Source organism: Streptomyces sp. NPDC031340, from assembly GCF_055569945.1.
Map to the genome: position 1 here is coordinate 146,670 of NZ_JBVIIE010000017.1, position 24,291 is coordinate 170,960.

Annotated in this window: 24 protein-coding genes; 19 read left to right on the plus strand and 5 right to left on the minus strand. The window is 72.7% G+C overall.

Translation table 11 applies throughout. From position 1 onward, the window contains the following. Nucleotides 1-80 precede the first annotated feature (80 nt). The 9 genes from ACZ5GT_RS16030 (at nt 81) to ACZ5GT_RS16070 (ending at nt 8,761) form a co-directional block, all read left to right on the plus strand. Nucleotides 81-1,196, plus strand: a complete 1,116-nt coding sequence (locus ACZ5GT_RS16030) for an enolase C-terminal domain-like protein (RefSeq protein WP_469022539.1) — start codon at nt 81-83, stop codon at nt 1,194-1,196. An 86-nt stretch (nt 1,197-1,282) separates the two neighbouring features. Next, on the plus strand, nt 1,283-2,650 hold the full coding sequence (locus ACZ5GT_RS16035) for an ABC transporter substrate-binding protein (protein ID WP_469022544.1): 1,368 nt from the start codon (nt 1,283-1,285) through the stop codon (nt 2,648-2,650). 8 nt (nt 2,651-2,658) lie between these two features. Then, complete coding sequence (locus ACZ5GT_RS16040; protein WP_469022548.1) at nt 2,659-3,567, plus strand: carbohydrate ABC transporter permease; 909 nt, start codon at nt 2,659-2,661, stop codon at nt 3,565-3,567. Between the two features lie 16 nt (nt 3,568-3,583). Next, nucleotides 3,584-4,546: a carbohydrate ABC transporter permease gene (locus ACZ5GT_RS16045; RefSeq protein ID WP_469022552.1), complete on the plus strand. Its 963-nt coding sequence runs from the start codon at nt 3,584-3,586 to the stop codon at nt 4,544-4,546. 5 nt (nt 4,547-4,551) lie between these two features. Continuing rightward, nucleotides 4,552-4,884 carry an L-rhamnose mutarotase gene (locus ACZ5GT_RS16050; RefSeq protein WP_469022555.1) on the plus strand — a complete coding sequence of 111 codons (333 nt, stop codon included), beginning with the start codon at nt 4,552-4,554 and terminating at the stop codon, nt 4,882-4,884. Between the two features lie 158 nt (nt 4,885-5,042). Then, on the plus strand, nt 5,043-5,894 hold the full coding sequence (locus ACZ5GT_RS16055; RefSeq protein WP_469022558.1) for a fumarylacetoacetate hydrolase family protein: 852 nt from the start codon (nt 5,043-5,045) through the stop codon (nt 5,892-5,894). A 70-nt stretch (nt 5,895-5,964) separates the two neighbouring features. Continuing rightward, nucleotides 5,965-6,828: an SDR family NAD(P)-dependent oxidoreductase gene (locus ACZ5GT_RS16060; RefSeq protein ID WP_469022561.1), complete on the plus strand. Its 864-nt coding sequence runs from the start codon at nt 5,965-5,967 to the stop codon at nt 6,826-6,828. Beyond that, complete coding sequence (locus ACZ5GT_RS16065) at nt 6,825-7,832, plus strand: aldo/keto reductase (protein WP_469022564.1); 1,008 nt, start codon at nt 6,825-6,827, stop codon at nt 7,830-7,832. Before ACZ5GT_RS16060 ends, ACZ5GT_RS16065 begins: the two co-directional genes overlap by 4 nt. Next, nucleotides 7,829-8,761, plus strand: a complete 933-nt coding sequence (locus tag ACZ5GT_RS16070; RefSeq protein WP_469022568.1) for an amidohydrolase family protein — start codon at nt 7,829-7,831, stop codon at nt 8,759-8,761. The genes ACZ5GT_RS16065 and ACZ5GT_RS16070 overlap by 4 nt, the downstream gene beginning before the upstream one ends. Nucleotides 8,762-9,708: 947 nt before the next feature. On the opposite strand, the gene ACZ5GT_RS16075 is transcribed toward ACZ5GT_RS16070, so the two are convergent. Then, complete coding sequence (locus ACZ5GT_RS16075; RefSeq protein WP_469022572.1) at nt 9,709-10,599, minus strand: fumarylacetoacetate hydrolase family protein; 891 nt, start codon at nt 10,597-10,599, stop codon at nt 9,709-9,711. Between the two features lie 173 nt (nt 10,600-10,772). Between ACZ5GT_RS16075 and ACZ5GT_RS16080 the strand changes: the two genes are divergently transcribed. Genes ACZ5GT_RS16080 through ACZ5GT_RS16105 form a run of 6 tightly spaced genes read left to right on the plus strand, consistent with a single transcriptional unit; the run spans nt 10,773 to nt 16,514 of the window. Next, complete coding sequence (locus ACZ5GT_RS16080; protein ID WP_469022577.1) at nt 10,773-11,498, plus strand: FadR/GntR family transcriptional regulator; 726 nt, start codon at nt 10,773-10,775, stop codon at nt 11,496-11,498. After that, nucleotides 11,495-12,310 carry an enoyl-CoA hydratase/isomerase family protein gene (locus tag ACZ5GT_RS16085; protein WP_469022582.1) on the plus strand — a complete coding sequence of 272 codons (816 nt, stop codon included), beginning with the start codon at nt 11,495-11,497 and terminating at the stop codon, nt 12,308-12,310. Before ACZ5GT_RS16080 ends, ACZ5GT_RS16085 begins: the two co-directional genes overlap by 4 nt. 7 nt (nt 12,311-12,317) lie before the next feature. Next, a complete protein-coding gene (locus ACZ5GT_RS16090; protein ID WP_469022584.1) occupies nt 12,318-13,538 on the plus strand; it encodes a CaiB/BaiF CoA transferase family protein in 1,221 nt (406 codons plus the stop codon). Continuing rightward, a complete protein-coding gene (locus ACZ5GT_RS16095) occupies nt 13,535-14,710 on the plus strand; it encodes a carbohydrate ABC transporter substrate-binding protein (protein ID WP_469022587.1) in 1,176 nt (391 codons plus the stop codon). The genes ACZ5GT_RS16090 and ACZ5GT_RS16095 overlap by 4 nt, the downstream gene beginning before the upstream one ends. Next, a complete protein-coding gene (locus tag ACZ5GT_RS16100) occupies nt 14,707-15,444 on the plus strand; it encodes an SDR family NAD(P)-dependent oxidoreductase (RefSeq protein ID WP_469022592.1) in 738 nt (245 codons plus the stop codon). Before ACZ5GT_RS16095 ends, ACZ5GT_RS16100 begins: the two co-directional genes overlap by 4 nt. Next, nucleotides 15,441-16,514 carry an aldose 1-epimerase family protein gene (locus ACZ5GT_RS16105; protein ID WP_469022598.1) on the plus strand — a complete coding sequence of 358 codons (1,074 nt, stop codon included), beginning with the start codon at nt 15,441-15,443 and terminating at the stop codon, nt 16,512-16,514. The genes ACZ5GT_RS16100 and ACZ5GT_RS16105 overlap by 4 nt, the downstream gene beginning before the upstream one ends. Nucleotides 16,515-16,622: 108 nt before the next feature. On the opposite strand, the gene ACZ5GT_RS16110 is transcribed toward ACZ5GT_RS16105, so the two are convergent. From ACZ5GT_RS16110 to ACZ5GT_RS16120, 3 genes are read right to left on the minus strand one after another with little or no spacing between them, the layout of a single operon-like run. Beyond that, complete coding sequence (locus tag ACZ5GT_RS16110; RefSeq protein ID WP_469022604.1) at nt 16,623-17,471, minus strand: phosphatase PAP2 family protein; 849 nt, start codon at nt 17,469-17,471, stop codon at nt 16,623-16,625. Beyond that, nucleotides 17,468-18,286 (minus strand): polyphosphate polymerase domain-containing protein, encoded by an 819-nt coding sequence (locus ACZ5GT_RS16115; protein WP_469022610.1) that lies wholly within the window; start codon nt 18,284-18,286, stop codon nt 17,468-17,470. The genes ACZ5GT_RS16110 and ACZ5GT_RS16115 overlap by 4 nt, the downstream gene beginning before the upstream one ends. Beyond that, nucleotides 18,283-18,942, minus strand: a complete 660-nt coding sequence (locus ACZ5GT_RS16120) for a DUF4956 domain-containing protein (RefSeq protein ID WP_469022615.1) — start codon at nt 18,940-18,942, stop codon at nt 18,283-18,285. The genes ACZ5GT_RS16115 and ACZ5GT_RS16120 overlap by 4 nt, the downstream gene beginning before the upstream one ends. Before the next feature lie 174 nt (nt 18,943-19,116). On the opposite strand from ACZ5GT_RS16120, the gene ACZ5GT_RS16125 reads away from it, so the two are divergent. Both ACZ5GT_RS16125 and ACZ5GT_RS16130 read left to right on the plus strand, forming a co-directional pair. After that, on the plus strand, nt 19,117-19,788 hold the full coding sequence (locus ACZ5GT_RS16125) for a response regulator transcription factor (RefSeq protein WP_469022621.1): 672 nt from the start codon (nt 19,117-19,119) through the stop codon (nt 19,786-19,788). Then, on the plus strand, nt 19,785-21,158 hold the full coding sequence (locus tag ACZ5GT_RS16130) for a HAMP domain-containing sensor histidine kinase (RefSeq protein WP_469022629.1): 1,374 nt from the start codon (nt 19,785-19,787) through the stop codon (nt 21,156-21,158). Before ACZ5GT_RS16125 ends, ACZ5GT_RS16130 begins: the two co-directional genes overlap by 4 nt. Before the next feature lie 28 nt (nt 21,159-21,186). Here the strand turns inward: ACZ5GT_RS16130 and ACZ5GT_RS16135 are convergent, their stop codons facing one another. Then, nucleotides 21,187-21,894, minus strand: a complete 708-nt coding sequence (locus tag ACZ5GT_RS16135; protein ID WP_469022635.1) for a TetR/AcrR family transcriptional regulator — start codon at nt 21,892-21,894, stop codon at nt 21,187-21,189. Between the two features lie 102 nt (nt 21,895-21,996). On the opposite strand from ACZ5GT_RS16135, the gene ACZ5GT_RS16140 reads away from it, so the two are divergent. After that, on the plus strand, nt 21,997-23,583 hold the full coding sequence (locus ACZ5GT_RS16140) for an acyl-CoA mutase large subunit family protein (RefSeq protein WP_469022639.1): 1,587 nt from the start codon (nt 21,997-21,999) through the stop codon (nt 23,581-23,583). 14 nt (nt 23,584-23,597) lie between these two features. Further along, a partial coding sequence (locus ACZ5GT_RS16145; RefSeq protein ID WP_469022642.1) for an acyl-CoA carboxylase subunit beta occupies nt 23,598-24,291 on the plus strand: 694 nt, incomplete at its 3' end.

A 24,291-nucleotide genomic window follows, 5' to 3' on the forward strand; every position in this document is an offset into this window, starting at 1 on the left:
ACACCCTTGACAGCAGTCGTATGACGACTTACGTTACCCGAACATTTCGCCGGAGAGACGAATGAATGAGGTACCGCACGGTGCGCATTGCCGAAGTCGAGAGCCACCCCGTCCGCGTCCCCGCGGCCGATCCGCCGTTCGTCTGGAGGCGGGGACTGCACGGCAGTCCGGCCGAGGGTGAGGCCGCGGTCCTGCGGATCCGCACCGACGAGGGGGTCGAAGGGGTCGCCATGGCGCCGCGCCGCGGCACCGCCGTCATGCTCGCCGACCTCCTGGACCGCGTACTGCGGGAGGAGCTGGTGGGCCAGGACCCGCTGCAGCGCGAGTGGCTGTGGCACCGGATGTGGGAGCTGGACCGTACCGAGGAACTCCCCCTCTATCTGCTCGGCCTGGTCGACACCGCGCTGTGGGACCTGGCGGGACGGCTCGCCGGCCTGCCCACCTGGCAGCTGCTCGGCGGCTACCGCACCTCGATCCCGGCCTACGCCTCCACGGTCACCTACTCCTCGACCGAGGAGTACCTCGACATCGCCGACCAGGCGCTGGAGCTCGGCTACCCCGCCATCAAGCTGCACGCCTGGGGGGACGCCCGGCGCGACGCCCGGCTCTGCCTCGCCCTGCGCGAGCACGTCGGCGACGACGTCCCGCTGATGTACGACGGCTCGGCCGGCTTCGACCTGCCCGACGCCATCCACGTCGGCCACGCACTCGCCGAGGCGGGCTTCCTCTGGTACGAGGAGCCGATGCGGGAGTTCAGCGTCACCGCCTACAAGCGCCTCGCCGACGCGGTGGCCGTCCCGCTCCTGGTCGCCGAGACCTCCGACGGGGCGCACATGAACTCCGCCGACTTCATCCAGGCGGGCGCCGCCACCTTCGGGGTGCGCGCCTCCACCCAGCTGCGCGGCGGCTTCACCGGAGCCATGCGCACCGCCCACCTCGCCGACGCCTACCGGCTGCGCGCCGAGGTGCACGGGCCGGAGATCCCCAACCGCCACCTGTGCATGGCGATCTCCAACAACACCTACTACGAGTCCCTGGTGCTGGGCAATCCCATCACCCGCGAGAGCGGCATCGACGAGAACGGCCTGGTCCACGCGCCCAAGGGACCCGGCGTCGCCCTCCCGGCGGGGCTCGACTACCCCGCGGCACTCCAGCCCTACGTCGACGACGAAACGGTAGTGCCACCCAAAGCCTGAGCAATCCGGCCGATCAGCATACTTTCCTTCGAATCAGTGCAGCTCGACGTCCCGATACTCCGCACACTTCGCACAAGAGGTCAGCCATGAACAACGGTGTTCCCTTCGCGCTCTCCCGTTCCCGCAGACGTGCCATCGGGGTGGCCCTGTCCACCGCGGCCCTGCTGAGCGTCGCGGCCTGCGGCAGCGCGGACCCCACGCCGTCCACCGACGCGGCGTCCGGCGCGTTCAAGCCCGTCACGCAGAAGGCCGGGAGCGAAATCACCGTCTGGGCGGACGCCACCCGCGTGCCGGGGGTGCAGGCGTACCAGAAGGCGCACCCGGACGTGAAGCTCAAGATCGTCACGTACAGCGGTGACGCCAACGGCGCCAACGACCTCCAGACCAAGGTGCAGCTGTTCGACCGCACCGGCAGCGGCTGGCCGGACGTCGCGTTCAGCACCAACTACAACGACGTCACCTGGGCCGCACAGGGCAGCAAGGCCTACGCGGCCCCGCTGAACCAGGACATCGTCTCCGACTCCACCATCAAGGGATTCGCCGACAACGCACTGGCGCCCTGCACGGTCGGCGGCGACACCTACTGTCTCCGCAACGACCTCGCCCAGGGCGTCCTCTGGTACAACAAGAAGCTCATGGACTCCTTCGGGTACTCCGTGCCCACCACCTGGGAGGAGTACCAGGCCCTGGGCAAGAAGGTCGCCAAGGAGCACCCCGGTTACCTGGTCGGCACTGCCGGCGACCCCTGGACCCCCGAGGTGTACTTCTGGGCCTCCCAGTGCCCCGCCAGCACCGTCAGCGGCGCCAAGAAGGTCACCGTGAACCTCCAGGACGCCAAGTGCACCCGCATGGCGAAGCTCCTGGACGGCCTGATCGCCAAGGGCTCGGTGTCCAAGGACAGCGTCTTCGGCGCCGGCTTCATCAAGAACAAGGCGAGCAAGGTCCTGATGCTCCCCGGCCCGTCCTGGTACGGTCAGACGCTCTTCAACTCCACCTTCAAGACCCCCGCCGGGCAGATCGCCGCGGCCGCCCCGCTGAAGTTCGAGGGCGACTCCACCGCCTACACCGGCAACGTCGGCGGCGGTGTGTGGTTCGTCTCCTCGCACAGCCGCAACCTCAAGGCCGCCTCCGACCTGGTCACCTGGATGACCACCTCGGACGACTACCAGGCCACCGCCGGCACCTACCCCGCCTACAAGCAGGCCGCCACCGCCTGGCTGGCCAACCAGAAGAAGACCGGCTACTTCGCCACCGACGTCAGCGACGCCTTCCGCTCGGCGGCCGGCGCCGTGTGGCCCGGCTGGTCCGCCACCCAGTACAGCCAGGAGGCCGTCTACGCCTCGACCGTGATCCCCGCCCTGAACTCGGGCAAGACGATCACCGGCACGCTGGACACCTGGCAGACCGCCATCACCGACAAGGCCAAGTCGCTCGGCTACACCGTCAACAACTGAGGCACCACATGACCACCGCACCGGCACAGCGCGTCCGGCGGGGCGGGCGAACCGCCACCAACCCCGCCGGACGGGCCGGATACCTCTTCGCCTCCGGCTACGTCGTCCTGCTGCTCGCCTTCGGCGTCCTGCCCACCTGCTACGCCGTCTGGCTGGCCCTGTCCAACTCCCGCGGCCAGCTCGTCGGCCTCGGCAACTTCACCCGCACCTTCGCCGACTTCCGGTTCGGCTCGGCGTTCGTGCACATCGGGGTGTACCTGCTGATCTGGCTGGCCGTCCTGATGGTCCTGGTCGTGCTGCTGGCGCTGCTGCTGCACGGCAGGATGCGGCGCTCCTCGGCCACCCTGCGGTTCCTGTTCTACCTGCCGGGCGCGCTGGCCGGCGTGGCGAGCGTGCTGCTCTGGCTGATCCTCCTCGACCCGGCGGCCAGCCCGGTCGGCCGGCTCCTCGAGGCCTTCGGCTGGCACACCCTCGCCCAGGTCATCGCCCCGGGCCACCTGCCGGTGCTGTTCACCGTCATCGCGTTCTGGACCGGCGCCGGCGGCTGGATCGTCATCATGTACGGGGCGCTGAACAACATCCCCCACGAGGTGCTGGAAGCCGCCCGGATCGACGGGGCGAGTCCCCTGCAGATCGCGCTGCGCATCCAGATACCCATGCTGACCAAGTGGATCGCCTACATGCTGATTCTCGCGTTCGCCGCGGGCACCCAGCTGTTCGTCGAACCGCAACTGGTCTCCACCGCCAGCTGGGGCATGATCCCCGACAGCTGGTCACCCAACCAGCTCTCCTACCAGTACGCCTTCCAGGCCGGCGACTTCAACGGCGCCGCCGCGCTCTCCGTCGACCTGCTCGTCCTCGGCCTGGGCTGCGCCGCGCTCGTGGTCTTCCGCGCCGGCCTGTTCGACCGGGACTGAAAGGGCAGAGGTCACCATGTCCGCCACCACCACCCGCCTCGCCGCGAGCGATCCGGCGCCGGCCCCGCCCGGCGCCGGCCGCCGCACCGCGCCGGCCGCCCGCCGGCTGCGGCCCAGGTCCCTGGCCGCCCGGACGGCCTGGATCGTCGTCATGGGCCTGTTCACCCTCTTCTTCCTGCTGCCGGTGGTCTGGCTGCTGCTGGCGCCGACCAAGACCGACGGACAGATCCTGCGCGACAGCCCGTTCGCGTTCGGATCGTTCGGCGGCCTGTCCCGGGCCTGGCACAACCTGTACGCCTTCCAGGACGGGGTCGTCCTCACCTGGCTGAAGAACTCCGCGCTGTACTCCTTCGGCGCGCTGCTGCTGACCCTGGTCACCAGCATCCCGGCCGGCTACGCCCTGGCCCTCACCCGGTTCGTGGGCCGTCACGTGCTGCTGACCGTCACCCTGCTGGTGATGCTGATGCCCTCGGCGGCGCTGGTGCTGCCGCTGTACCTGGAGGTCAACGCCGTCCACCTGGACGGCACGATCTGGTCGGTGATCCTGCCGTTCTCGTTCTTCCCCTTCGGCGTGTACCTCACCTACATCTACTTCTCCTCCAACGTCCCCGCCGACCTGCTGTCCGCCGCCCGCATGGACGGCTGCTCCGAGTGGCAGGTGTTCCGGCTGGTCGCGATGCCGCTCGCGAAACCGGTCGTCGCCCTGGTCGGGTTCTTCAACTTCGTCGGCAACTGGAACAACTTCTTCCTGCCGTTCGTGATGCTGCCCGACAGCTCCCAGTACCCGGCGCAGGTGGGCCTCAACAACCTGCTCACCTCGTCGTCGGTCTTCAACACCTCCAGCGGGCTCGGCGACCAGATCATGCGGCCGGAACTCGCCCTGGCGACACTGCTCACCATCGTCCCGGTGCTGGTGGTGTTCCTGTTCTCGCAGCGGGCCCTGGTCTCCGGGATGCTCGCCGGCGCGACCAAGGAGTGACCGCCGTGGCCGAGCCCCGCCGCATCGCCTCCGTCATCCGGCTGCGGCCCGAGCAGGAGGAGCGGTACCGCGCACTGCACCGGGCCGTCCCGCCCGCCGTGCTGGACACGCTCAGGCGCGCGCACATCACCCGCTACTCGATCTTCCTGCGCGACCACACGCTGTTCGCCTACTACGAGTACACCGGTGACGACTACCAGGCCGACATGGCCGCCATCGCCGCCGACCCCGCCACCCAGGAGTGGTGGCAGCTCACCGACCCCTGCCAGCTGCCGCTCGACACGGCCGCCGACGGTGAGCGCTGGGTCGACGCCGAAGAGGTCTTCCACCTCGACTGAGACCGGCCCGTCCCGCGACACCACCGCCGGCCCCGCGGCGGCTCGCGCCCGGCCGCGGACCACCGCGGGGCACCGGCGGCGGCCCGCCGCGACGACCGTCCCGCGACACCCCCGTACAGACCACAGACCGCAGACCACAGAAGAAAGGCCGGTCCGCCATGAAGTTTCTCCGCGTCGGTCCCCCCGGAGCCGAACGGCCCGTGCTGTCGGACGGCGCCGGAGGCCACGTCGACCTCCGGACGCTGACGGACGACATCGACGGCGCGTTCCTGGCCTCCGGCGGTCCTGCCCGGGCCGCCGAGGCGCTCGCCATGGGCGCCCTGCCGTCGGCCGACATCTCCGGCGAGCGCGTCGGCGCGCCGATCGCCCGGCCCGGGAAGGTCGTCTGCATCGGCCTGAACTACTCCGACCACGCCGACGAGACAGACGCCGCCCACCCGGACGAGCCGGTCGTCTTCATGAAGGCCGCCAACACCGTCGTCGGCCCGAACGACACCGTGCTCATCCCGCACGACGGCGTGAAGACCGACTACGAGATCGAACTCGGCGTCGTGATCGGCAAGCAGGCGCGCTACCTCCCCTCCCCCGAGGCGGCCGGGGACGTCATCGCCGGATACGTGCTCTCCAACGACGTCACCGAACGCGCCTTCCAGCACGAGCGCGGCGGCACCTGGGACAAGGGCAAGTCCTGCGAGACCTTCAACCCGCTCGGACCCTGGCTGGTCACCCCGGACGAGGCCGGCGACCCGCAGGCGCTCGGCATGCGGCTGTGGGTGAACGGCGAGCAGCGGCAGAAAGGCACGACGGCCAAGATGCTCTTCGGCGTCCACCACGTGGTGTGGTACCTGAGCCAGTTCATGGTCCTGGAGCCGGGCGACCTGGTGAACACCGGCACGCCGGCGGGGGTGGCCTTCGGCGCCAACGACTACCCGTACCTGGTGGACGGGGACGTGATCGAACTGGAGATCGACGGCCTGGGGCGGCAGCGGCAGGTCGTCGGCACGGCCTGACCGCGCTCTCCGCAGCTCCCCCGTCCCCAGGACACTCCCAGCCGCTCCGCCCCAGTAAAGGAAGACGCACATGACCCGCCCCGTGCCGAGCCCGGAACAGCCGCCCCCGCCGCCCCCGCCGCCCGCCGACCTGGCCGGGCTGGCGGCCGTCGTCACCGGCGGCGCGTCCGGCATCGGCCTCGCCACCGCCCGCCTGCTGTCCCGGCGCGGCGCCCGGGTGGTGGTCCTCGACCGCGCCCCCGAGACGCTGCCCGCCGAGGACCGGGCCACTCTGCCCGCGCTCACCTGCGACGTCGCCGACGACGACGCGGTCCGCGCCGCGATCGCCGAGGCGGCCGAGCGCCTGGGCGGGCTGGACATCCTGGTCAACAACGCGGGCATCGGCGCCCAGGGGACCGTCGCCGACAACGACGACGCCGAGTGGACGCGGATCCTGGACATCAACGTCCTGGGCATCGTACGGACCACCCGCGCCGCTCTCCCCCACCTGCGCCGTTCGCCGGCCGCGGCCGTGGTCAACATGTGTTCCGTGGCCGCCACGGCCGGACTGCCCGAGCGCGCCGCCTACTCGGCGTCCAAGGGCGCGGTGCTGTCGCTGACCCTGGCCATGGCCGCCGACCACGTACGGGAGGGCATCCGCGTCAACTGCGTCAACCCCGGTACGGCGGCGACTCCGTGGGTCGACCGGCTGCTGGCCGCGGCCGAGGACCCGGAGGCCGAGCGCGCGGCGCTGAACGCCCGCCAGCCGCTGGGCCGGCTGGTGACGGCCGAGGAGGTCGCGGCCGCCGTCGTCTACCTGGCGAGCCCGGCCGCCGCGTCCACCACCGGCACCGCGCTGCCGGTGGACGGCGGCATGGCCGGCCTGCGGCTGCGCCCCGCCAGCGCCCCGGGCGCGGGCGCGGCGGCTGCGGCCCCGGCCGGAGCCGCCCGGTGACCGGCGGTCTCCCGGCGTCCGTCGCCACCCGCCCGGACGTGCTGCACCGGCGCACCGGGCTGCGCCTGGGGCCGCTCGCCCTGGGGACCGCGCCGCTGGCCGGGCTGTTCAGCCCGGTCGGTGAGCGGGCCGCGTACGACGCGCTCCGCGCGGCCTGGGACGCGGGGATCCGGGCCTACGACACCGCGCCGCACTACGGCGCCGGGCTCGCCGAGCAGCGGCTGGGCGCCTTCCTGCGCGGCCTGCCGGAGACCGAGCGGGCCCACGCGGTGGTCTCCACCAAGGTCGGCCGACTGCTGGTGCCGGCCGACGACGCGCCGCACGGCGCCCACGGCGCGGAGTTCGCCGACGAGGACGGCGGCCTGGTGCGGATCCGTGACTACAGCCGCTCCGGCGTACGGCGCAGCATCGAGGACAGCCTGCGGCGCACCGGGCTGGACCAGGTGGCGATCGCGCTGGTGCACGACCCGGACGACCACCTCGACCAGGCGGTGTCCGAAACGGTCCCCGAACTCGTCCGGATGCGCGAGGAGGGCCTGGTGCGGGCGGTGGGCGCCGGGATGAACGACGCGACCCCGCTCGCCCGGCTGGTCCGGGAGACCGACGTCGACTGCGTTCTGCCGGCCGGCCGCTGGTCGCTGCTGGACCGGACCGCGGCCCGGGAACTGCTACCGCTGTGCGCCCGCCGCGAGGTGGCGGTGCTCGTGGGCGGCGTGTTCAACAGCGGGATCCTCGCCGATCCACGCCCCGGCGCGATGTACGACTATCAGCCGGCGCCCGAGCCGGTACTGTCCGCGGCGCTCGAGATGCGGCGGCTGTGCGAGGAGGCAGGGGTCGAGCCGGCCGCGGCGGCCCTGCAGTTCCCCTTCCGTCACCCGGCGGTCGGCACCGTCGTCGTCGGCGCCCGCAGCGCCGAAGAGGTCCGGCAGAACGCCGCGCACCTCACGGCGCACGTGCCGGAGCGGCTGTGGGAACGGCTCGAGGCGCTGGCGGTGTTCCGGTGAGCCCGGCCGCGACGGACACGCCCGCCGGGCCGGCCTGGCGGATCGACGCCCATCACCATCTGTGGGACCTGTCGGCGCGGCCCCAGCCGTGGATCGACCCGGCGACCATGGCGCCGCTGGCCCGCAGCTTCACCCTGGACGACCTGCGGCCGCTGCTGGCCGCCGCAGGGGTCGGCTCCACCGTCCTGGTCCAGTCCTCGGCCTCGCACGAGGAGACCGTCGACCTGCTGGCGATCGCGGCGGCCGGTGGTTCGCCGGTCGCCGCGGTCGTCGGCTGGACCGACCTGACCGCCCCGGACGTCGCCGAGCGGCTCGCGGCGCTGCGTGCCGCCCCCGGCGGTGAGCGGCTGGCCGGCATCCGCCATGTGGTGCAGGCGGAGCCCGACCCCGACTGGCTGAACCGGGCCGACGTACACCGCGGCCTGCGGGCCGTCGCCGACGCCGGTCTCGTGTACGACCTGCTGACCGCCCCGCACCAGTTGCCGGCCGCCCTGCGGGCCGCGCGCGCTCTGCCCGGGCTGCGGCTGGTCCTGGACCACCTGTCCAAACCGCCGCTGACCGGCGGGGACCTCAGTGGCTGGGAGCGGGACGTGCGCGCGCTGGCCGCCCTGCCGGACACCTACTGCAAGCTGTCCGGCATGGTCACCGAGGCGCACTGGGAGCGTTGGACGGTCGACGACCTGCGGCGCTGCGCCGAGATCGTCCTGGACGCCTTCGGTCCGGAGCGGGTGATGTTCGGGTCCGACTGGCCGGTCTGCCTGCTCGCCGCCTCCTACGCCCAGGTGGCCGAGGCGGCGGAACAGCTGACGGCGTCCTTGACCGCGTCGGAGCGGACGGCGGTGTGGGCCGGGACGGCGGCGTCCGCCTACCGGCTGCCCGCCGCGGTGGGCGTACCCGCCGGCGAGGCCTGGGAGCGGACGGCCGGCTGATGGGAGCGGCCGTCCGCTCACTCCGCCGCGCGGTCGGTGGGCGGACGGCCGTCGGCCCGCACGGAATCTCTCTGCAGGTTCAGCCGCGGTGGCACCGGCGCCGGTCGTGGCCGCCGCGGCCCCCGGGCCCGAAACCGGGCCCGGCAACGTCCCGGCGGCTCACTGGCAGCCGGTGCCCGGTCTCCGGCGAACCGGCGCTCGCCGGTGGGCCCTCACCGGTCGCCGGATGTCTGCCGCCCGCCCCGGTGTCGACGGCCTCAGCTGCTGGGCGGGGGCGGAGGGAGGGGCAGGCAGGCTGCCGCGAGGCCGGGACGGCAGACACCGGGGCGGCTTCCGCAGCCCGACGCGGATCCACCGGCGGCCGCGGTGGCAGGGGCCGAGCATGCGCGGCCCCTGCCACCGCGGCCGCTGTGTCGTCGTCCGGCGCGTTCCGGCGCGTCATGTGCCGTAGCTCGGCGCGTGCACGTGCTGCGTGTGCGTGCACGTGCTGCGTGTGCGTGCACGGCGCCCGCCAGGCCGGGCAGAGGCAGCGCTGTTCAGCGGCGCCTGGCAGCCCCGTCCGGACCAGGCCGGCCCGCGCCGCCGCATCGGGTGTGGTCCTGGGGCACGGGGTCATGCCCGTCCGCCGGCCTGCTCGTGCGGGCCGGTGGGCCGCGGGTGCGGGGCCGGGTGACCCGGCCCTTCGCCGGACGGACGCCGTGCCGGCCGTCCGGCGGCGGCGCCACAGCCGGCCGGTCCCGGCCGCGTCGGCGACATCCACTCCGGCGGCCCGGCTCCGGGCCGCCCGCACCGAGTGAGACAGGTGAGACGTGAAGCGGGTGAAGCAAGTGACGCAGGCGCCACCGAGGCGGGTCGGGCGGCCGATGCCGACAGGGGCCGCCTGCCCTGTCGGCCCTACCAGGTCAGCCGGGTCAGCCGGCCCTGCCCGGTCAGCCGGGTCAGCCGGGTCAGCCGGCCGCCGCGTACGCCGGGCCGGTGAGGGTGTCTTTGCCGATCACGACCGGGTTGGCGAGTTCGCCGATCTCCCCGACCCGGATCCGCACCTCGTCGCCGGCCAGCAAGGTGAACGGCAGTTCGGGAACCAGGCAGGTGCCGGTCGCCAGTACGGCGCCGGCGGGGAAGACGTCGGCCCTGAAGAGGTGCTCGACGAGTGTGTCGTAGCGGCGGTTGAGCTGGGCGGTGCTCGCCTCGCCGTGCCAGACCCGGGTCCCGTCGCGGTGGATGGCCAGGGTGATCGGGAGGTCGTAGGCGTCGGCGACCTCCCAGGCCGGGCGGATCGCCGGTCCCAGCGCGCACCCGCCCAGGTACACCTTGGCCTGCGGCAGGTACAGCGGGTTCTCGCCCTCGATGGACCGGGAGCTGACGTCGTTGCAGACGGTGTAGCCGACGATCTCGGCGTGCCGGTTGAGCACCAGGGCCAGTTCCGGCTCGGGGACGTTGACGGCGGAGTCGACGCGGACGGCGATCGGCGCGCCGGGGCCGGCGACGCGCCAGGCGGTGGACTTGAAGAACAGCTCCGGGCGTGCCGCGCCGTACACGCGGTCGTAGACGTCGCCGGAGTGCAGGCTCTCCTGGACCCGGGCGCGCTGCGAGCTGCGGTAGGTGACGCCCGCGGCCCACACCTCGGTGAGGCCGTCCACGGGCGCCAGGATCTCCGCGGAGTCGACGGCGCAGACGGTGGTGACCGCCTCGGCGCACAGCTCGCGGATCTGCTCCACGGGCAGGGAAAGCAGGTCGGCGACGGACGAGGCGGTGGTGATCTCGGCGATTTCGCCCGATCTGACCACGCCGGTCCTCGGGTGCGCCTGGCCGGGGAGGCGGAAGCGGACGATCTCCATGGGCGGTCTCCTGTGCTGCGGGTGTCCGAGGGACCTCGACAGCCGGGGAGCCTAGGAAGCCAAGCCCGACATGTCAACGACTTCATCAGATGAACGAGCCACTTCATCTGATGAAGTTCTTGACGGGAGAGGATGTCGTGATTAGCGTCGGCACCCAAGTCCAGGAGGCACCCATGGCAGCAACCAGCGCGTACCCCGACGGCGTTCGGCACGGCCGCGTCGTCCACGCACTCGGAGAGCGCATCGTGCGGGGCGAACTGGCACCCGGCACGGTCCTCCCCACGGAGGACCAGCTGGTCGAGGAGTTCGCAGTCGGCCGTTCGGCGCTGCGCGAGGGAGTGAAGGTCCTCGCCGGCAAGGGACTGCTGGAGAGCCGGACCAGCGCGGGCACCCGGGTACGCGACCGTTCCTCCTGGAACCTGCTGGACACCGACGTCCTGCGGTGGCGCTTCTCCGGGGACGTCACCGACACGGACGTCGCGACCCTGGCCGATCTGCGCGTCGCCCTGGAGCCCGGCGCCGCGAGGCTGGCCGCCGAATCGGCGGACCAGGCCGCGCGCCACCGGGTGGAGGCGGCCATGGCCCACCTGTGGGCGACCGTCGACGACCCCGAGGCGTTCGTCGAGGCCGACCTGGCCTTCCACCGCGCGGTCTTCGAGGCCGCCGGCAATGACCTGCTGCTCTACCTGCACGACGTCGTCAGCGTGGCCCTGAGCTGTGTGCGCCCCCTGCACACCCACTCGGTGGGCCACAACAAGGAGACGCTGCCCAACCACGAACGCGTGGCCACCGCCATCCGCCGCGGGCACCACCGCCGCGCCGAGGAGGCGATGCGGGCCGTGGTCGAGACGGCCCGGGAGGACGCCGTGCACCACCGGAACGGAGACACACACCCATGACACCCGCACCCGGACCGACCCCGACACCGGCCGGAGCGCCGGCCGGCGCCGGAAGCGTCCGCAGTGAACGCGACGGCCATGTCCTCGTGCTCACCCTCGACCGTCCCGCGAAGCTGAACGCCCTCACCCCCGGGATGACGGACGGGCTCGCCGACGCCGTACGCACCGCCAACGCCGACGACGACGTCCGGGCCGTGGTCCTGACCGGCGAGGGCCGCGCCTTCTGCGCCGGCAGCGACATCGCCGGCCTCGACGGCTACGCCAGCCCCTGGGAGTTCGGCGAGCGCACCGACTACGGCGACATCCTGCGCGGTCTGCGCAAGCCCGCCGTCGCCGCCGTCAACGGCCACGCGCTCGGCGGCGGCCTGGAACTGGCTCTCGCCTGCGACATCCGGCTCGCCGCCGCCGAGGCCACGTTCGCCGCCCCGGAGATCAAACTCGGCTGGATCGGCGGCAGCGGCCAGTCGGCGCTGCTCGCCCACAACATCGGTGCCGGCAACGCCGCCTGGATGGTCCTCACCGGCGACCCGGTCGACGCCGCCACCGCACTGGCGTGGGGCCTGGTGAGCAAGGTGACACCCCGCCAGGACCTCATGCCGGAGGCGCTGGAACTGGCCCGGCGCATCGCCGCCCGCGCCCCGCTGGCCGCCCGCACCGCCAAGCGGACCCTGCGCGCCGCCCACACCATGCCGATCGACGACGCCATCGCCCTCGAACGGCACCTGCAGACCATCTGCTTCGCCACCCAGGACGCCGCCGAGGGCCGGGCGGCCTTCAGCGAGCGGCGCACCCCCGACTTCAAGGGACGGTAGACACCTCATGGGAGCCCTCGACGGATACCGGGTCGTCGACCTGTCGATCGCCATGGCCGGGCCGCTGGCCGCGATGCGCCTGGGCGACCTGGGCGCCGACGTCGTCAAGGTCGAACCGGTCACCGGGGAATGGCAGCGCCACGCACCCGCCGGAGGCGCCACCGGCAACCGGGTCAACGCCTCGTTCCTGTCCCTCAACCGCAACAAGCGCAGCCTCGCGGTGGACCTGAAGTCCCCCGAGGGCCGCGAGATCGTCCTCGAACTGGTCCGCACCGCCGACGTCTTCATCCAGAACTACCGCGCGGGGGTCGCCCAGCGCCTCGGCCTGGACTACGCCGCCGTCCGCGCGGTCAACCCGTCGATCGTCTACGTCTCCATCTCCGGGTACGGCGACGACGGCCCCTACGCCACCCGGCCCGGCCAGGACCTGCTGCTGCAGGCCATGAGCGGCGCCATGGCCAACACCGGCCGCGACGGCGACCCGCCCTCACCCTCGGGCACCTACGCGGTGGACGCCATCACCGGCCACAACGCCTTCGAGGCCGCCCTCGCCGGCCTGCTGCACCGCGAACGCACCGGCGAGGGCCAGCAGATCACCGTCAACATGCTGGACGCCGCGATCGCCGTACAGGCGCAGGAACTGTCCATCTACAGCGTCGGCGGCGTGCCGCAGCGCCGGGGCAGCGAGCCGCACGGCCACACCTACATACGTGCCCCCTACGGCGCGTTCGCCACCAAGGACGGACACCTGGCGCTGGCCATGCCGCCGCTGGCCCTGCTCGGCCGCCTGCTGGGCAGCCCCGAACTCGCCGCCATGGACGAGCACACCGACGGCCACACCCGCCGGGACGAGATCACCGCCATCGTCCGGGAGAAGCTGCCCGCCAGGACCACTCAGGAATGGCTGGACCTCCTCCAGGAGAACGGCATCTGGGCCGGCCCGGTCTACTCCTACGCCGAAGTCATGGCCGACCCGCAGGTCCGGCACAACGGCTCCTTCGTCACCTACGAACATCCCACCGAGGGAACCGTCACCACCCCCGGCTTCCCGTTCCGCTTCAGCCGCACCCCCGCCGAGGTCCGGCGGCCGGCACCGCTCATCGGCGAGCAGAGCAGGGAGGTGCTCGCCGAACTCGGCCACACCGCCGAGGACATCGACGCGCTGCTCGCCGCGGGCGTCGTCGCCGCCGAAACCGCCGGAACCCAGGAAGCAGCGGTACGGCCATGACCGCCCCGCTCACCGGGATGACCTGGGACCACCCCCGCGGATACCGGGTGCTCGACGCCCTCACCGAAGCCGACCGCCGTGCGGCCGCCGCCGGCCGCACCGCACCGCGCCCCGTGGTCTGGGAACGGCACTCGCTGGAGGACTTCGAGGCGCGCCCGCTGCGTACCTTCTGCGACGACACCGACCTGGTCGTGCTCGACCACCCCGGTCTGGGCGAGGCGGTCGCCGACGGCTGTCTGCGCCCGCTGGAGACCCTCCTCACCGCCGGGGAACTCGCCGCGCTGCGCCGGGAATGCGTCGGACCGAGCCACGACAGCTACCACCTCGACGGCAGCCAGTGGGCGCTGCCCATCGACGCCGCCACCCAGGTCTCGGTCGCCCGCCAGGACACCGCGGGCGGGCGGCCCGGCAACTGGGAGGACGCCCGCGCGGAAGTCCGGCGCACCCCCAGCACCCTGTGCCTGGGCGGCCCGCACGCCTTCCTGATGTTCGCCGCGCTCTGTGTGGCCCGCGGCGCCGCGCCGTTCCCGGACGGGGACCCGGACCGGGTGGCGGACCTCGCCATCGGCACCGCCGCCCTGGAGCTGATGGCCGAACTGCTCGCCCACAGCGACCCGGACCTGTCCTGGCGCAATCCGATCGCCGTACTGGACGCCATGTCCGGCGACGGCGGCCCGCACTACTGCCCGCTGGTCTACGGCTACGTCACCTATCAGACGCCCGGCGGCCCCGGCCGGACCGGGCTGCGGGCCTTCGACGCCCCGCGCGGGCCGGGCGGCGCGCGCGGCAGCGTCCTCGGGGGCGTGGGGCTGGCCGTCACCAGGTCCTGCCGGGACCTGCCGGCCGCCCGAGAGCAGCTCCTGAGACTGCTGAGCCCAGGCGTCCAGACCGACGACTACCGCCGGTTCGGCGGCCAGAGCTCACTCGCCGAGGCGTGGGACGACGAGACCGTCCACCGTGCCGTCCACGGCTTCTACCGGGACACCCGCCGCACCATGGACGCCGCCTGGACCAGGCCGCGGTTCCCCGGATACATCGGTTTCCAGCAGCAGGCATCGGCGGCGGTCCGGGACGGACTGTCGCACCGCACACCGCCCGCCCGGGTCCTGGCGCAGCTCGACACGCTGCTGCGTACGGCCCGCGAGGGCACCCGCACAGGAGGCATGTCATGAGAACAGCCGTGGTCACCGGAGCCGGCGGCTCCCTGGGCCGCGCCATCGCCGCGCGGCTCGGCGCGGACGGCTGCGCGGTCGTCGTCACGGACGTCGTCGAGCCGGACCTGCACGCCACCCGCGACCTGCTCCTGGAGCGCGGTGTCACGGTCAGCGCGCACCTCGTCGACCTGCGGGACGAGACGGCCGTCGCGGACCTGTTCACCGCCGTCGCGGCCGAGTTCGGCGGCACGGACGTGCTGGTCAACAACGCCGCCGTCTATCCGGCCGCGCCGTTCCTCGACGTCAGCGTCGACATCTACGACCAGGTCCACGCCGTCAACCAGCGCGGGTACTGGCTGGCCGCCCAGCACGCGGCCCGCCAGATGACCGGGCGGGGCGGCGGCGCCATCGTGAACATCGCGTCGATCACCATGCACGGCGGCTGGTCCGACCTGGCCGCCTACGTGGCCACCAAGGGCGCCGCCACCGCGCTCACCCGGGCGCTGGCCCGGGAACTCGGACCGCACGAGATCCGCGTCAACACCGTCTCGCCCGGCGCTTTCCCCACCGCCGCCGAGTCCATCCACGACGATCCGCGGGCGTACCAGGAGCACGTACTGGCCAACCAGGCGCTCAAGCGGCGCGGCACACCCGAGGAACTGGCCGCCGCGGTGGCATTCCTCAGCGGTCCGGACGCCTCGTTCGTGACCGGGCAGACGCTGGAGGTCAACGGAGGGTGGGTGATGGCATGAGGATCAACGGCCGCGACTACACCAGGCGGCAACTCGCCGAACGGGCCGGCGACCTCGCCGCCGTCGGCGGGGTGCGGGCCGTCGTGCTCGACGACGGCACCGAGCGCGGCATCCGCGCGCTGGAGTTCCGCACCGGCGCCGGGCTGCGCTTCGAGGTCCTGGTCGACCGGGCCATGGACATCGGGGTCGTCGAGTTCGACGACGTCACCGTCGGCTGGCGGTCGTCCACCGGGTTCCGCCACCCGGGGCTGCACGAGCACCACGACGAGTCCGGGCTGTCCTGGCTGCGCAGCCTGTCCGGGTTCATCGTGACCGGCGGCCTGGACCACACCCTCTTCGGCGACACCGTCGACGCCGCCGACTACCACTACCCGCCCAAGACGTCGGTCCGGCACGGCCTGCACGGCCGGGTCGCCAACATCCCCGCCCGGCTGACCGGCTACGGCGAGCGGTGGACCGGCGACAGGTGCGTGCTGTGGGCCGAGGGCGAGGTGCGGCAGGCGGCGGTGTTCGGCGAGCACCTCGTGCTGCGCCGGCGCATCGAGGCCGACCTGGGCGGCACCGAGATCCGGTTGCACGACACCGTGGTGAACGCCGGGTTCGAGCGGACCCCGCACATGTTCCTGTACCACATCAACGTCGGCTGGCCGCTGCTCGACGAGGGCTCGCGGGTGGAGGCGGACATCGAGCGCACCCTCTGGACCTCGGACAGCGTGCGTGAGCAGGGCGTCTCCCACGCGGTGATGCCGGCGCCGCTGCCGCACTTCGTGGAGCAGGTCTACGAGCACGTCCTCGGGCCCGCAGAGGACGGGCGCAACCGGGTCCGGGTGGTCAACGACGCCCTGGGCCGCAGCCTGGAGGTCGACTTCGGCCGGGAGGAGTTCCCGCACTTCTTCCAGTGGCTCAACCTGCGCTCCGGCGGCTACGCGGTGGGCCTGGAACCGTCGACGCACGCCGTGGCCGGCGACGCCGCGGCGCGCCGGGACGGGACCATGACCTGGCTGGAGCACGGCGACGAACGCTCCTACCGCACCGTCTTCCGTTTCGGCCGCGCCCAGCCGCCGGCCTGACCGGAGCGGCCCGCCGGGCCCGGGTTCCATGCCCCGGCGGGCCCGGGTTCCACGGCTGCGCCCCCGCAGGCAGGGAACCCGGGCCCGCGTCCTCGGGCCGGCGCGCGCTCAGTGGCCGCCGACGAGGAGTTCGTAGTCGCCGATCAGGTCACCGAGCAGGGTGCCGGCCGTGAGGTCGCCGGTGACGTGGCCGGCCATGTAGAGGCGGGAATAGAGGACTTCGTCCTGCATCCACCGGTAGTCCGCGGCGCGGTGCGGGGAGAGGGCGCTGAGGAAGGTGACGGCCGCCGCGGCGCGGGTGGCGTGCCGGGAGGGGTAGGAATAGGGGCCCTTGGCGCCGGGCTTGATGTGCTTTTCCGGGCGCAGGCTCGGGTCCAGGACGAAGGGGGCGGGCTGCCTGTCGCGGGCGGCGACCTGGTCGCTGATCGTCTTGGAGAGTTTCAGGGCGGCCTTGAGTTCGGCCTTCTCCGCCGCGCCGCGCCGGGCGGGGATCAGTTCCCGCTGGTCGTGGAGGTAGAGCTTCCAGATGTCCTTCTTGCCGTGGAGTTCCAGCCAGGTGGCGGCCTTCTCCCCGGCGGCGGTGCGGGTCTTGGCGAGTCGCTGGACCTGGTGGAGTTCGGTGGTGCGCTCGGTCGCCGCGGGCGGTGCGGGGACCTGCCGGGCGGCCCAGGCGGCGAACGCCCGGTCGTCGCGGGTGGTGCCGTGCGCCTTCTTCCACTGGGCGAACAGGGCGTCGGCCTTGCCGCGCTGGGCCGCGATCTGCTTGCCGATCCCGGCGGTCTCGGCGTCGGTGAAGAGCGTGGGCGGCGGGCTCTGCCTGATCCGTTCGGTGGCTCCGGGCTTCTTCTTCCCGGAGGTCGAGGCGGCGGCCGGGTACAGCAGGCCGAAGGCGGCAGCGGCGACGGCGAGCAGTGCGATCACGGCGTAGGGCCAGCGGATACCGCGCGGGGCTTTCATGCGGCGGACGTCCTTTCGAAGAGCGCTTCCGTGCTGGTGCGCGCGGTGAAATGGGTGCGGGCGAGGCGGCGCACGTCGTTGTCGGGCAGGCCGGGGGTGAGCAGGGACCGGCCGACGACGTACTTGCTCAGCGACACCGGGCGGGCCCCCAGGCGCAGCAGCAGCCGGTCGGCGAAGGCCGGCCGCGCGCCTCCCTTGGTCTCCACGAGCACCTGCCCGGGGTCGAGGGCGGCGCTGCGGTCGCCGTGGTGGCAGGTGAGGGCGGCGTCGAGGGTGACGCGGGTGCCGTGGTCCAGATCGGCGAGGGCGGCACGGACGTAGCGGATCTCGGCGGAAGGAGACAGGTCCGCGGCCGTGACGGGGATGCCGGACCGTTCCAGCACCTCGTCCACGAAGGCCGCGGCCTCCCCGCCCAGTTCGCCGTACGCGGCGGCCGGAACGCGCAGCGCGTGCTTGACGGTGGCGCCGCGGCCGTCCTTGGTCTTCACCTCCACCCGACACAGTCCGTCCTCCGCGTACAGGCGGGTGCGGACCTTCCAGCGGCGGCGCCGGCCCTGGACGTGGGCACGCCAGGCGGCCAGCCGCTCGGTGTCGAAATAGGTGCTGAGGTAGCTCGTCGTACGGCGTCCGGCGAGGTCGAGGACGTGGTGGCGGTCGGCGAGCAGGCGGACCGCGTCGCGGGCCCGGTCCAGGGGGACCAGGTACTTGCGGTCGGTGCGGTGCTGCAGCGCGGCGGCCGCGTCGACCTCGGCGAGCGCGGCGCCCCGCAGGGCGGACAGACCGAGCGCGGCGGTGAGGGAGGACGGCTGCGTCACGGCGCCGTCACCCGCTCACGCGGCTCGGTCTCCGGGACGGTGGCGGGCTCGTCCGGCGGCGCCGGGTAGCGGGCGGAGACCCGGGTGGTCTCCCGTACGTAGTCGACCTCGTCGACGACCACGGACAGCGGCGCCTGCCCGAAGCGGAACGCGACGTCCTGTGCGATCAGGGAGGGGTCGTCGTAGATCCGGTCCAGTGTGAGCTTCACGCCGCGGGTCGGCGGCTGGTACGACCTGGGGTCGTCGACCACCAGGACGGCGACCAGGACCACCACGACCAGCGCGATGACCAGCCAACTGTCGCGCTGCGGCAGCCCGGTGCACAGGGCGATGACCAGCGTGACGAAGGTGTAGGCGACGTCGCGCAGGGGGAACGCCGCGCTGCGCAGCCGGACCAGGGAGAGGATGCCGAACAGCCCGAACCCGACCCCGGCCGGGAACTTCCCGGCGCTGATCGTGCTCATCGCGGCGAACAGGCCCACGTTCAGCGCGACCAGGACCAGCGGCATCGCCGGTACGCTGGGCCGTCGCCGGTAGAGCCAGCCGACCAGGACGAGCAGGGCGACGACGTCGAGGCCGCCGCGGGTCGTCAGGTCCACGGGGGCGATGTGGGCGGTGATGCCCTTGGCGGCGAGCATCGAGGCCGCTACGTGCATGGCTGTCCCTTCCGTCACGGCACCTCGGACGGCGGGCCGGTCGCGGCCCGCGGAGCACCGCGACGCGAACGACGGTAGGGACGGCACATGAACAGACCATGAAGCCTCCGCGCCGGACGGCGAAGCCTCCCCTCCGCCCGGGGCCGGTGTCGCGGGCGGGTTAGCCTGACGGGCATGCACTACCTGGTCGTCGACGACGAGACGCGCCTCACCGACCTGGTCGTCCGCTACCTCGGCGAGTCCGGCCACAGCGCCGAAGGCCGCTACGACGGCCCGGCCGGACTGGCCGCCGCCCGCGACCCCCGCGTCGACGCGGTCGTCCTGGACGTCATGCTGCCCGGCATGGACGGGGTCGAGGTGTGCCGCACGCTGCGCGCCGAGGGCATCGACGTGCCGGTGATCCTGCTGACCGCACGCGGCGCGATCAGCGAGCGGGTCGCCGGGCTGGACGCCGGCGCCGACGACTACGTGGTCAAACCCTTCGCCATGGAGGAGCTGATGGCCCGGCTGCGGGCCCTCTCCCGGCGCCGCCCCGACAGCTCCGTCCGCCTGCGGGTCGGTGATCTGGTCCTGGACCCCGAGCAGCAGCGGGCCTGGCGCGCGGACACCGAACTCGACCTGTCCCGCCGCGAGTTCGACGTCCTGCGGGTGCTGATGGAGAACGCCGGCCGGGTGGTGACCCGCCTCCGGCTGCTCGACGAGGTCTGGGACGGCGAGACCGACCTGCGCAGCAACGCCATCGACGTCCACGTCTCCAAGGTGCGCGCCAAGGTCGACCGCGCCTTCGGCCGTACGACGATCACGACCCTGCGCGGACGCGGCTACCGCCTGGAGACCGCGCCGTGAAGCGGCGCGGCCGGCTGCGGACCCGGCTGCGGCGGCTGCCCGTCGTCACCCGCCTGGTGCTGGCCGTCGCCGTGACCATGTCGCTGGTCCTGACCGGTACCGCCGGACTGGTCTACTGGCGGGTCAAGACCGCCCTGGACCAGCAGCTCAACGACGACCTCACCACCTACCGGAGCAGCCTCGACCAGGCCGTGGGCGCCGGAGCGGAGCTGCCGCCCGGCCCCAGCGGCAGCCTCCGGCAGGTCCTCGACGGACAGGGCCGCGTCCTGCGGTCCAGCGACGCCCTGCGCGACCAGCCGCTGCTCACCCCCGCCGAGCTGGACGCCGTCGTACGCGGTGCCACCGTCCGGCGTGACGTCGGCTCGCTGCTGCCCATCACCGCGGACACGCTGCGGCTGCAGGCCAGGCGCGTGACGGCGGACGGCCGACCCCGGATCGTGGTCGCCGCCGTCCGGCGCGGCCACCGCGACGAGGCGCTGCGCGAACTCCTCGCCCAGCTCGCCTTCGCCTCCGCCCTGACCCTGATCGCCGCCTCGTACGTCGGCTACCGCACCGCCCGCGCCGCGCTGCGCCCGGTCGAGCGCTACCGCGGCGGGGCCGCCGCCCTCGCCGACGGCTCCCCGAACACACGGCTCGACGTGCCCGCCGACCGGGACGACGAGATAACCCGGCTCGGACACACCCTCAACCACATGCTCGACCGCCTGGCGGCGTCCGCCGAACGCGAGCGCCGGTTCGTCGCCGACGCCAGCCACGAACTGCGCACCCCGCTGACCCTGATGCGCGCCGAGCTCGACGTCGCCCTGCACCGCCCCCGCTCCGCCGGGGAGCTCACCGAGACCCTGCGCTCCGTGGACACCGAGGTGCAGCGCCTGATCGACCTCTCCAACGCCCTCCTCGACCTGGAGGAACTCGGCAGCAGCGACCACCTCACCCGTGCCTCCGTGCGCCTGCCCGACCTCGTCGAGGCGGCCGTCGCCCCGCATCTGCGCACCGCCGAACGGGCCGGGCGGACCGTGCGCGTCGAGGTGGCCGACGCGGACGTCGACGCCGACGCCCGCTGGCTGCGGCCCGCCCTCGGCAACCTGCTCGACAACGCCCTGCGCCACGGCACCGGGACCGTCCGCCTCACGGCCGCCGTCCACGACGGCAGGCTGCGGCTGCGGGTGACGGACGAAGGCCCCGGCTTCCCGCCCGAGTTCCTGCCCCGGGCGTTCGACCGGTTCGCCCGCGCCGAGGCGAGCCGCACCGGCGAGGGCTCCGGCCTGGGGCTCGCCTTCGTCCACGCGGTGGCCGTCGCCCACGGCGGCACCGTGCACGCCGAGAACACCGGGCATGGGAGCGCCGTCACCCTCGACCTGCCCTGCTGAGCGGCGGGCGGCCCGTCGGCGGCGGTGATCAGCTCGCGGGTCCGCCGTCGACGAGCCGTCTCAGCGAGGGAAGCAGCGCGTCGAGGTCCTGCGCGGTGCGGAAGGCGACGATCGTGGTGCCGGCGGCGTCGACGGCGGCCTCATGCGCCGAGCCCGTCGAGTGCGTCGAGGGCGCCGGGAACAGCGCGAGGACCTCGCTCATCGCCTCGTCCATCTCCGCCACCGGTTCCTGGGACTCGCCCCGCAGCCAGCGGCGCAGCACGTGGTTGTGCGCCGCGACCACGGAGGCGGCCATGAGTTCGGCCTTCAGCGAGGCCGCGGTGGTCGGATCCCCCATCCACTCCGCGATGAACTCGCGGAACAGCCGCTGATAGCGCGCGACGCTGGCGATCTCGCGGTCGCGCAGGGCCGGCACCTTGCTGGTGAGGCCGTAGCGGCGCCGCGCGAGGTCGCCCTCCTCGATGTAGTGCAGCAGGACCAGGCGGACCGCGTCCGACACGGCGACCAGGGCGGTGCTGTGGCTGGAGGTCGCCAGCCGGTCCCTGATCAGTTCCAGCAGCCGGTCGTGATCGGGGAAGATCACCGCTTCCTTGGACCGGTAGTGCCGGAAGAACGTGGTGCGTCCCACTCCGGCCCGTTCTGCGATGTCGTCGACGGTCGTCTGCTCGTATCCGCGCTCGTCGAAGAGCGCGAAGGCGGCGTTCGCCAGCCGGATCCGCGCGGGTTCCTTGCTCATGACCGCCCATCCTTCCCTGACCCGAGACCCGGTGCCCACTTGCCCACCGCAATGGTACTGAGTACCGTCTAGGAAGTATTCAGTACCGAAGGAGGTCGGGGCGTGAGTTCCGCAGCAGAGAGCGAGTCCGGACTGCCGATCCGACCGGTGTACGACGACTGGTCGCCGGCCGGCCTCGACGCGGACACCGAGCTGGGCGCGCCGGGGCGGTTCCCGTTCACCCGGGGCGTGTATCCGTCCATGTACACCGGCCGCCCCTGGACGATGCGGCAGTACGCCGGCTTCGGCACGGCGAAGGAGTCCAACGAGCGCTACCACGAGCTGGTGAACGCGGGCACCGGCGGTCTGAGCGTGGCCTTCGACCTGCCGACGCAGATGGGCTACGACTCCGACGAGCCCATCGCCCGGGGCGAGGTCGGCAAGGTCGGCGTGGCGGTCGACTCGATCGAGGACATGCGGACCCTGTTCCAGGGGCTGCCGCTGGACAAGGTGTCGACGTCGATGACGATCAACGCACCCGCCTCGACGCTGCTCCTGCTGTACCAACTGGTCGCCGCCGAACAGGGCGTCGCCGGCGATCGGCTGACCGGCACGATCCAGAACGACGTGCTGAAGGAGTACATCGCCCGCGGCACCTACATCTTCCCGCCCCAGCAGTCCCTGCGGCTGATCAGCGACATCTTCGCCTACTGCCACCGGGAGCTGCCGCGCTGGAACACCATCTCCATCTCCGGCTACCACATGGCCGAGGCGGGCGCGACGCCCGTGCAGGAGATCGCCTTCACCCTCGCCAACGCCAAGGAATACGTGCGCACCGCGATCGCCGCCGGCCTGGACGTCGACGACTTCGCCCCGCGGCTGTCCTTCTTCTTCGTCGCCCGGACCACCCTGCTGGAGGAGATCGCGAAGTTCCGCGCCGCGCGCCGCATCTGGGCCCGCATCATGCGCGACGAGTTCGGCGCGAAGAACCCCAAGTCGCAGATGCTGCGCTTCCACACGCAGACCGCGGGCGTGCAGCTGACCGCGCAGCAGCCCGAGGTCAACCTCGTCCGGGTCGCGCTGCAGGGCCTGGGCGCGGTACTCGGCGGGACGCAGTCCCTGCACACCAACTCCTACGACGAGGCCATCGCCCTGCCCACCCAGAAGGCGGCCCGGCTCGCCCTGCGCACGCAGCAGGTCATCGCCTACGAGACCGACGTGACCAAGACCGTCGATCCGTTCGCCGGGTCCTACGTCATGGAGTCGATGACCGACGACATCGAAGCCGCGGTGCTGGAGCTGATCCGGGCCGTCGAGGACCGCGGCGGGGCCGTGGCCGCGATCGAGCAGGGCTTCCAGAAGTCCGAGATCGAGAAGTCCGCGTACCGCATCGCCCAGGAGATCGACCACGGGGAGCGCACCGTCGTCGGGGTCAACAAGTACGTGCTCGACGAGGAGGAACCCTACGAGCCGCTCCGGGTCGATCCGCAGATCGAGATCGACCAGTGCGAACGTCTCGCGACGCTGCGCCAGGACCGTGACAAGGACGCCGTCGAGCGTGCCCTCGACGCCGTGCGGGAGGCCGCCCGGGGCACGGACAACGTGCTGCCCCCGATGCGCGAGGCGCTGCGGCGGCGCGCCACCGTCGGCGAGGTGTCCCACGCCCTCCGCGACATCTGGGGCGTGCACGTCCCCCACGACACTTTCTGACCATCAAGGCTCGGGTGAGACAACCAGTGAACGACATCGACATCCGCACGACCGCGGGCAAGCTCGCGGATCTGCAGCGCCGTATCGAGGAAGCGACGCACGCCGGCTCCGCACGCGCCGTGGAGAAGCAGCACGCCAAGGGCAAGCTGACGGCCCGTGAACGGATCGAACTCCTGCTGGACGATGGCTCGTTCGTCGAGCTGGACGAGTTCGCGCGACACCGCTCCTCCAACTTCGGCCTGGACACCAACCGCCCCTACGGCGACGGCGTCGTCACCGGCTACGGCACCGTCGACGGCCGCCCCGTCGCGGTGTTCTCCCAGGACTTCACCGTCTTCGGCGGCGCGCTGGGCGAGGTCTACGGACAGAAGATCGTCAAGGTGATGGACTTCGCCCTGAAGACCGGCTGCCCGGTCATCGGCATCAACGACTCCGGCGGCGCCCGCATCCAGGAAGGCGTCGCCTCCCTCGGCGCCTACGGCGAGATCTTCCGCCGCAACACCCACGCCTCCGGCGTCATCCCCCAGATCAGCCTGGTCGTCGGCCCCTGCGCGGGCGGCGCCGTCTACTCCCCCGCCATCACCGACTTCACCGTCATGGTCGACCGGACCAGCCACATGTTCATCACCGGCCCGGACGTCATCAAGACGGTCACCGGCGAGGACGTCGGCTTCGAGGAACTCGGCGGCGCCCGCACCCACAACGCCG